Annotated in this window: 6 protein-coding genes; 4 read left to right on the top strand and 2 right to left on the bottom strand. The window is 68.6% G+C overall.

Annotation, left to right across the window (positions count from 1 at the left end; genetic code table 11):
- Positions 1 to 16 precede the first annotated feature (16 nt).
- The gene (locus NV1_RS24445; RefSeq protein ID WP_067895702.1) at positions 17 to 1,414 is read left to right on the top strand and encodes a condensation domain-containing protein; all 1,398 of its coding nucleotides are present in this window, start codon (positions 17 to 19) and stop codon (positions 1,412 to 1,414) included.
- A gap of 24 nt (positions 1,415 to 1,438) precedes the next feature.
- Positions 1,439 to 2,122 (top strand): hypothetical protein, encoded by a 684-nt coding sequence (locus tag NV1_RS24440; protein WP_067895698.1) that lies wholly within the window; start codon positions 1,439 to 1,441, stop codon positions 2,120 to 2,122.
- Here the strand turns inward: NV1_RS24440 and NV1_RS24435 are convergent.
- Positions 2,061 to 3,518, bottom strand: coding sequence for a lipase family protein (locus NV1_RS24435; RefSeq protein WP_067895695.1), 1,458 nt, complete (start codon positions 3,516 to 3,518; stop codon positions 2,061 to 2,063). The genes NV1_RS24440 and NV1_RS24435 overlap by 62 nt on opposite strands.
- A gap of 225 nt (positions 3,519 to 3,743) precedes the next feature.
- Between NV1_RS24435 and NV1_RS24430 the strand changes: the two genes are divergently transcribed.
- Positions 3,744 to 5,198, top strand: a complete 1,455-nt coding sequence (locus NV1_RS24430; RefSeq protein ID WP_245713896.1) for an MFS transporter — start codon at positions 3,744 to 3,746, stop codon at positions 5,196 to 5,198.
- Here the strand turns inward: NV1_RS24430 and NV1_RS24425 are convergent.
- Positions 5,176 to 6,252 carry an alpha/beta hydrolase gene (locus NV1_RS24425; protein ID WP_245713895.1) on the bottom strand — a complete coding sequence of 359 codons (1,077 nt, stop codon included), beginning with the start codon at positions 6,250 to 6,252 and terminating at the stop codon, positions 5,176 to 5,178. The genes NV1_RS24430 and NV1_RS24425 overlap by 23 nt on opposite strands.
- Positions 6,253 to 6,540: 288 nt before the next feature.
- Between NV1_RS24425 and NV1_RS24420 the strand changes: the two genes are divergently transcribed.
- Positions 6,541 to 8,667: an AMP-binding protein gene (locus NV1_RS24420; protein ID WP_067895690.1), complete on the top strand. Its 2,127-nt coding sequence runs from the start codon at positions 6,541 to 6,543 to the stop codon at positions 8,665 to 8,667.
- The last annotated feature ends 168 nt before the right edge of the window (positions 8,668 to 8,835 follow it).

Genomic DNA, 8,835 nt, shown 5'->3' with positions numbered 1-8,835 from the left:
GAAGTGAGGAGATGTCGTGGTCGGCTTCGGTCTGATCGATGAGTGGGAACCGGCTCCCGGCCGCCTCACCAGTTGGGTGGCCTCGCCGCAGGCGCTCGAGCGGGCCGCGCGGGCGCCGGAACATCCGGTCCCGCCCGCACATCAGCAGGAGGAATACCTGCGTCTCGCGGATCGGCACCGCGAGGCGGGTTTCCGGTATTCGGGACTGTGCGTGGTGACCGCCGAGATCCCTGCCGGGGACCTCGATCGCGAGGCGATGACCCGGGTGGTGAACGCATTCCTGTTGCGGCACGACACGTTTCGCACCTGGTTCGCCCTCGGGCCCGGCGGGACGGTCCGGCGGCATCTGGTGCCCGCCGGTGCGGTCGAATTCGTCCCGGTCGATCACGGCGAGATCTACGATGCGGAGAGCATCCGCGATCACGTGGAGAAGACGACCCCGGGCCCGTTCAGTTGGGACTGCTTCACCTTCGGCGCCATAGAGCGCGCCGAATCCACCACCGTGTACCTGGCCGCGGACCATCTGCACACCGACGGATTCGGCCAGTACATCGCGGGATTCGAACTGGCCATGCTGTATGTCGCGCAGGTGTGGCAGAACACCGGCATGCTCACCGAACCCGCCAGCTACCTGGACTACTGCGCCCGCGAGCGCGCGTACACCGAACAGCTCACGCTGAATTCGCCGGGCGTGCGTCGCTGGGGACAGCTGTTGCGCGGCAACGGCGGCCGATTGCCCTCCTTCCCATTGGATCTGGGCAAACGCCTGGACGGCTACAACCGCAGCGCGCACCGCACCGTCACCCTGATGGACGAGGCCGCGGCCGCACGGTTCGACCGGGTGTGCGGCGATCAGGGGGCCGAGTTCGCCGGTGGCATCTTCGCCGCGGCGGCGATGGCCGAACGCGAATTGACCGGCGGCGACTACTACTTCGGCATGACCCCGATCAGTACTCGCGTCTCGGCGGCCGAGCGCGCATCGGTGGGCTGGTACGTGAACCTGGTGCCGGTGGCCTTCCCGGTCGGCGCGAAAACGCCGTTCACCCGCATGGTGCCGCTGGCGCAGCGCGCCTACGACGACGGGCTGCTGCTCGCGCCCACCGCCCTGCACCGGGTGCTGGCCCTGTTGCGTTCCGATCCGGAGATCAAGGCCGGACCCGGTTCGGGACATCCGATGATCTCCTATGTGGACACCCGCGAGCTGTCCGGCAGCGAGTATTTCGACATGGCCGACTGCGGTGTGTACGCGAACCGGGCGGCCTCGGAGGAGGTTCTGATGTGGATCAACCGTTTTACCGAGCACACCACGCTGAGCGTCATCTATCCGGACACGCCCGTGGCGCACGAATCGGTGGACCGCTACATCACCGCGATGGCCGGGGTATTCGCCGAGGTCGCCGGGGACGCGGCTTGAGCATCGACCCGACAGGAGTGCAAGGTGCGGACGGTCTTTCGTGACCCGGGCATCCCGGACGGCGAGCGGACCGCCTACACCGTCATCGTCGAGGACCGGCCCGGACAGCTCGACCTGATCGGGGTGACCACCCGCGAGCCGGACGGCTACTCCTCGCTTATCGAGGCCCGCACGGGCACCGGGGATTTCGAGATGACGGTACGTCAGCGATTCCGCCGGGTCGACGAGGGCCTGCACGCCGAAAGTTACTGTGCCGAATCGCGATCCGGCGGAGTCGTCGTCTCCCGTGAGGAGGGCCGGTTCCTCGGCGTGGAGCACCTGCAGTTCGGCGGGATGATCGTGCCGTTCCCGGCGAATGTGATGCCGCTGCTGGGCGGGCTGATCCTGTTGCGCGGCTTGGACTTCACCGAAGGGGTGGAGGAATCGGTGGATCTGTGGCTGGCCTACTCGGTCCACTTGCCGCTGTCCGCGCGGATCGAACAGTGCGTGACCATCGAGGTCCCGGCCGGGCGCATGCGCTGCCGGCAGGTGCGGTTACGTCCGCGGCTGCCACAGCTGAACATGATGGTGGACAAGGTGATCGGCGGATTCCTGCCGCCTGCGGTGGCGCATTTCGAGGCCGCCGAACCGCATCGGCTGGTGCGGCTCAGCTTTCCGGTCGGGCCGATGCCCTGGGATCCGCGGGCAGTGCTGGAGTTGTCTGCCTAGCGGTTGTCGCCGACGTGGGGTGGGCCATCGACGTGGCGGCCCCGGCCGGGCATTCGCTCGGCGCCGCACGTCCCCGCAGCCGGTCGTCCAGCCACTGGATCGCACCGATGAATCCGGCGAACATGCCGATCGCGTGCTCACCGGGCACCGTGCGAAGCACCGCCCGCACACCGCGAGAACACTGGGCCGCGAACAGATCCTGCGAATCCTTCGCCGGAATCCAGATGTCCCACACCGCGTGGTAGATGTACATCGGTGCGCCGGATGTTCGTCCGCGCAGATCCCATTCGGCGAAGATCTGTTGCGCCACTGGGCTGTTCAGCGGATCGGCGATGGTGGTGGCGATCTGGATCGGGACGCCGGTCACCCCGAGCGGCCCGTTGCTGTCCCCGCAGGTGTCCTTCACCGGCGAGGTCGCGGCCCACTGGCCCGGATGATTGAGATACCGCAGCAGTTCGGGGTGTTCCCGCGCGGCGGCCAACGCCACCACCAGCAGGATCCCCGAGGCCATATTGCCGTTGAACTTGTGCGCGATGTTCCGGTAGTCGGTGACCAGACCACCGGTGGTGACACCCGCCAGCACACCGTTCAGCTCCGGTGCGTACTCGTGCTGCAGCATCGCCGCGGAATACGAGGCGATCGCCCCGCCGGAGTAGCCGGCGATCGCGACTCGACTGTGGGAGAACTGCTTCGGGTCCCGCGCGCGCACGGCGCGAATCGCGTCCAGCACGATATGCCCGGCCACATTCGGGTCCGCGTAGGCCATTCGGGGGCCCTCGTGGTCGGGGATCAGCACCGCGTACCCGCGAGACAGGCCCCACCATGTCGTCGGCGGAATCAGGTCTCCGATACTGAATTTCGCGTGCGGGCCGTGCGCCATCGCATAACTCGGCGTGCAGCGCAGCCCGAGGGAGTTGATCGGCAGCGCGTTCACCACCACCGGGCGGCCCCCGGGACCGGTCCAGGCCGCGGCCGGAATCACCAATGTGGCAGTGCCGAAGGAGGGTTGGCCGTTACCGTCGGTGGTCCGGAACTTCAGCAGCAGCGCTCGCTGGATGGGCACCGCCGCGAGTGGAGCCGAGGTCGCGGTCACATCCCGCGCGGAGATGATGTCGCCCGGATGCAGCCCGTGCAGGTCCGAGGGCCAGGCATCGAAGATCGGATCACCGGCCGGCGGGGACTGCACGGCCCGCCACAGCGCCGCCAGCTGCGGTGACAGCCGGGCGTTCGGCGGCGCCGACGCCGGGAGATTCGGTGCGGGAACCGTGTTGTCGATCCACTGCTGTGGACCGCTGGGTGCCGCGCCGCCGGGGTCGGCCGAGACGACGCCGGGAATCGGCGTGGTCAGCAGACATCCGGCCAACGCGGTGATCACAATCGTGCGCAGAGGTTTCACAATTCTCGTCATTCGTCCGAAACAGGGAACCACCCGACCACGAACACGGTAGGAACGGCCGCGCGGAGCGGCCGGTGGGCGCGTGAATTCGATGCGGGTTCACAGTATCGGGTCCGCGGTTTTGTGGGGTGCCAAGGTCCGGTCCGTTGTTCGCTCGAATGCGGTGAGCACGCCGATACGCTCCACCGGATTCGTCGGGGGCAATCGGTGATCGAGGTGTGCACAGTGGCCGGTATCGGTATTCGCAATCCCACAGTCGCGACGCGGGGTGAACTGACCGCCTGGCTGACCTTCGCCGCCTGCCTGATCTCGGTGTTCATGCAGATGATCGATGTGACCATCGTGAACACCGCACTGCCGGACATCACCCGCGATCTGGCCGCCTCGCCGTCGGCGCAATTGCTGGTGATCTCGGGATACTCCCTGGCGTTCGCCTGCACCTTGCTCACCGCGGCCCGACTCGGTGCGCTGTGGGGGCGCCGCAGGGTGTTCCTGGTGGCCGTGGCGGCGTTCACGGTGGCCTCGATCTGGTGCGGAATGTCGACCGGGGCAACCGAATTGGTGGAAGCACGGGTCGTGCAGGGTATCGCCGGAGGTGCGATGGCCGCGCAGACCCTGGCGATCCTGGCGGCCGCCTTCCCGCGTAGCCGCCACCCACAGGTGTTCGCGCTGTACGGGCTGGCCGCGGGCGGGGCGGGGATGGTCGGTCCCATTCTGGGCGGTATCCTGCTGACGCTGAATCTCTGGGACCTGGGCTGGCATTGGGTGTTCCTGATCAATCTGCCGCTGGGCATCGTGGCCTTCGCACTCGCGGCGCGCTTCTTGCGGGTTGGCTCCGAATCCGACGGTGAGCGTTTGGATCTGGGCGGTGTGGCGCTGTCGGCGGCGAGCCTGCTGGCGCTGCTGTACGCACTGGCCGACGTCCAGCAGCGCGGGTGGCGGGCGTGGTCGGTGGGCATCCTCCTCGCGGCGATCGCGCTGGGCGCGGGATTCCTCGTGTACCAACGCGTTCTGATTCGCCGAGGCCGTGGGCCGCTGATGCGCCCGGATCTGTTCGCCAACCGCGGATTCGCCGTCGGCTCGATCCTGGTGACCGGATTCTTCGGCATGTTCACCGCGTTCGTCTTCGCCGCCTCCATCACCCTGCAGGACGAATTGCATTTCTCGGCGCTGCGCACCGGCATCGCGATGACGGTATTCGCGCTGGGCGCCGGTGCGGGTGCGCTGGCCGCACCACTGTTGGTGCGACGCTGGGGCATTCGGTCATTGGCCGGTGGGATCGCTCTGTACGCGGGATGTATGGCGGTGGCCGCGGTGTACCTGGTCCTGACCGGCGGTGTGATCAGCGTGGCGTTGACGGTGGTTCCGGTCTTCGTCTCGGGTCTGGGCGTGGGGGTGTTCGGGCTGCAGTTGCAGCCGGTGATGCTCGCGGGACTGGATCAGGGGCAGATGGGGGAGACCTCGGGGCTGCTGCCCACCCTCGAACAGATCGGCAACGCGGTCGGCCTGGCGGTGTTGAGCACGGTGTTCTTCCGCGCGCACACCCTGGGCGGAAGTGTCGCGATGTTCGCCGCGATCGCGGTGGTGGCCGCGGGACTGGCCGGGGTGACGCTGCTGCTGCCCGAACCGCCGCGGCACGATGCGGCCCCGGCCGATCTCACCGGTCCAGCGCCGCGCTGAGCGCCGGCCAGGCGTCGTGCAGATCCTGCTGCCAATAGCCCCACGAGTGGGTGCCGTCCGGCCGGAGCACGACCGTCGCGGGAATCCGCAACTGCCGTAACCGATCTCGTAACTCTTGGGTGCACCGTCCGGCCAGCGTGTCCAGGATGCCGCCGACCAGGATCTGATCGGCCAGCTTCATCGGATCGTGCCCGATACCCGGCCCGTCGAGGGTGTCCAGCGGTCCGGGCAGGCCGTTCCCGGACGCGATGTACAGCGCAAGCCCGCGCAGCCGGTCCGCGTGCAGGTACGGGTCGTTCGCCCGCCAGGCCGGATCGGTGGGCGGGCCCCACATGTTCAGGCTGTCGCCACCGGTCGCGGTGACGATGGTGTCGACCATGAGCTGCCCGAGCGGATCGCTGGTACGCACACATCCGCTGAACGACCCCACGCCGCGATACAGTTCCGGCGCGGCCAGAGCCAGCTGGAACACCGATACACCCGCCATGGACAGGCCGGCGATGGCGCTCGCGCCCGATCCGCCGAACGCCGAATCGATGATCGGCGGCAGTTCGCGGGTCAGGAAGGTGGTCCAGCGCTGGCGGCCGTGCACCGGATCGTCCGCGCGCCAGTCGGCGAAGAAACTACCCGCCCCGCCGACCGGCATCACGACGGTCACCTGCTTGTCCGCGAAGAATCGCGCCGCATCGGTGCGGGTGAGCCAGTTGCCGCCGCCGCTCCAGCCGCTCGGACTGCCGCCGCCGTCGATGCCGTTGAGCAGGTACAGCACCGGTGCGCGGCGCGAGATATCCGGTGCGGGAAGCACTTCCACCGAGATCGAGCGGCGCATGGCGGCGGAGTAGACGGTCAGCTCCACCACCCGTCCCCGGCCGGCGGCGGTCACCAGATGTGATCCGTCCGGGCCGGGCCGGGCGTGCGCCGATGCGGCGGTGATCGCGTCGGCGGGGGCGGCGCCGGTGGGGGCCGCTGTGTGGCCACATACCAGCGCCGCCGCCGCGCACACCGTGACGAGGCGGAATCGGTGTGCGTGGCGAAGCCCGGTCGGATGATGCACCTGACGCCTCCCCACTGCCGGACACGATGGCAGCGACGCTAGGAGCCCGCCGGCCGCGGAACAAGGTTTTCGCCCGCTCCCTGGGTTTTCCGCCAATCCGGGACCGAACGCGTTGGGGCGGAGCACAATCGGCCGTTCGTGCGGAACAGGTTCGCCGCAACGCCACTGTGAAGGAACCGGACCGCGCCCGGCGGGTGCTGTGAATTCTCCGGAGGCGATGGTGATCGCTCGATGCGGAGGTGAATATTCGGCAACATGGGTCTGCACGCCTGAACGAGGAGTACGACCTTGGTCACCGATATCGTGGAGGTGACCGCGGATATCCCGGTCGCCCGGGAAACAGTGTGGCAGCTGCTCACCGAACCCGCCACCTATGCCCGACTGTTCGCCGGAATCGGCGCCTGCGATCCCGTGGAGGCGATCGCCGGTCTGCCGCAGTGGCTGGTGCGGATCGGCGGTCCGCACACCGAGGTGCGCACCCTGACGGTCGGCCTGCTCGACGGCGGGCACGGGCGGCGGTTCGAATTGCGCTGCGCGGCCGTGGGCAGCTTCGCCGCGGTTCGGCTGCGCCAGCGCGACGACGACGTGCGGGTGACCGTGACCTATTTCGCAGCCGGCCGCGTACATCCCGCGGTCGCCGCCCTGGACAACGCACAGCTCGAAGCCTGGACCCACGACGGGCTCGGGCGGCTGGTGCAGCTGGTGCGCGGGTCGGCGACCTCGATCGTGGTCAACGGCCAGGATTCGGCGCTGTCGTTCCGGGCCGCGGTGATCCGGCAGATGGTCGCCTCCGGTGTGGTGCGCACGTACCGGCCCGATCACGGTGCACGGCAGATCGGTTCGCTGGCGACCTGGGGGTTCACCCTGGGTGGCGGGTACGCCGCGGCCGCGGCCCGAGAACCCGGCGGTGCGGCGATCCTCGACCGCAACGGTGCGCGCAGTTTCACCGAGATCCACGAGCGAACCCAGGCGCTGGCGGGCGCGATGTCCGCGAAGCTCGGGCTCACCGCACGCGACGCGGTGGGACTGCTGGCCCGCAATCACGCCGGTGCGGTCGAAACCATGGTCGCCGCAGGCAAACTCGGCGTCGACGTGGTGCTGCTCAACGCCGGCCTGTCGCCCCGGCAGCTGGAGGAGACCGTGCAGCGGCATCGGTTGACCACGCTGTTCGTGGACGACTACCTGGACCCGCTGATCCGCTACCTCAACTCCGATGTACACCGCTACCGCACCGATTACGCTGCGGCCGAACCGGATCGCCCACCGGCCGATCCGTCACGCACCACGATCGAGGAGCTGATCGCGCTCGGGCACACCGAATTTCGTCGTCCGCAGAGCCCCGGCCGGTTGATCGTGCTGACCTCCGGAACCAGCGGTGCGCCCAAGGGGGCGCGGCGGCCGCATCCGAAGGGCTTCGGCACCGTGGCCGCACTGCTGTCCCGGATTCCGTGGCAGATGAACGAGACCATGGTGATTCCCGCGCCGCTGTTCCACACCTGGGGCCTGGCCGCACTGCAACTGAGTACCGCGCTGCGTGCGACCGTGGTGCTGCAGGAGGAGTTCGACGCCCGTGAATGCCTGCGGCTGGTCGCCGAGAACCGCGCCAGCACACTGATACTCGTGCCGACCATGGTGCAGCGCATCCTGGATCTGCCGGTCGCCGAGCGGGCCCGGTACGACACCTCGAGCCTGCGGGTGGTCGCCAGTTGTGGTGCGCCGCTGGCCGCGGCGACCGTGCTGCGGTTCGCCGAGGTGTTCGGCGCGAGCCTGTACAACGTCTACGGATCGACCGAGGTGTCCTGGGCGACGATCGCCACTCCAGAGGATCTGCGCATCTCGCCGACCAGTGCGGGCCGCCCGCCGCTGGGCACGAGAATCGCTGTGCTGGACGCCGATCGGCGCCCGGTGCCGATCGGCGCGACCGGCCGGATCTTCGTCGGCAACCGCATGTTGTTCGACGGGTACGTCAACTACGCGCCGCCCGAGGAGGCCGACGGGCTCCTGGACACCGGCGATCTGGGTTACCTGGACGCCGCGGGCCGCTTGTTCATCGCCGGGCGCGGTGACGAGATGATCATCTCCGGCGGCGAGAACGTCTTCCCGCGCCCGGTGGAGGAGGCGCTGTCGTACCTGCCGCAGATCACCGACGTGGCGGTGGTCGGGGTGCCCGATCGCGAATTCGGCCAGCGCCTGGCCGCGTACGTGGTCAAACGCGAGGATTCCGGCCTGGATTCGGACATGATCCGCAGCTACATCCGCAACCGCCTCAGCAGATTCTCGGTGCCCCGCGACGTCACCTTCCTCGAATCACTACCGCGCGGAGAAACCGGCAAGGTCATCAAGCGCCTGCTCTCGGGTGAATACCTCCCCGGCTCACCTGTTTTCGCCGACGGTCTCCCGGACGGAGGCCCCTGACCGCCGCAACGGTTCTCATATGGGCCTCCTCGGTTGTCCGTGCTGGTCGCGGGCGGTGCAGCAGGTGTGACGGCCCTGACCGCGCCGACGCGGCCGGATCTCGGTTCGCTCGTGCGACAACGCATCCCGAGACCGTCCGATGCGTCGTGCGCAATCGTGACCCGCAGC

This window comes from Nocardia vaccinii NBRC 15922 (assembly GCF_001613305.1).
Lineage (GTDB): Bacteria > Actinomycetota > Actinomycetes > Mycobacteriales > Mycobacteriaceae > Nocardia > Nocardia vaccinii.
The sequence above is the reverse complement of the archived record's forward strand: the minus strand, read 5'-3'. Positions and strand labels throughout refer to the sequence as shown.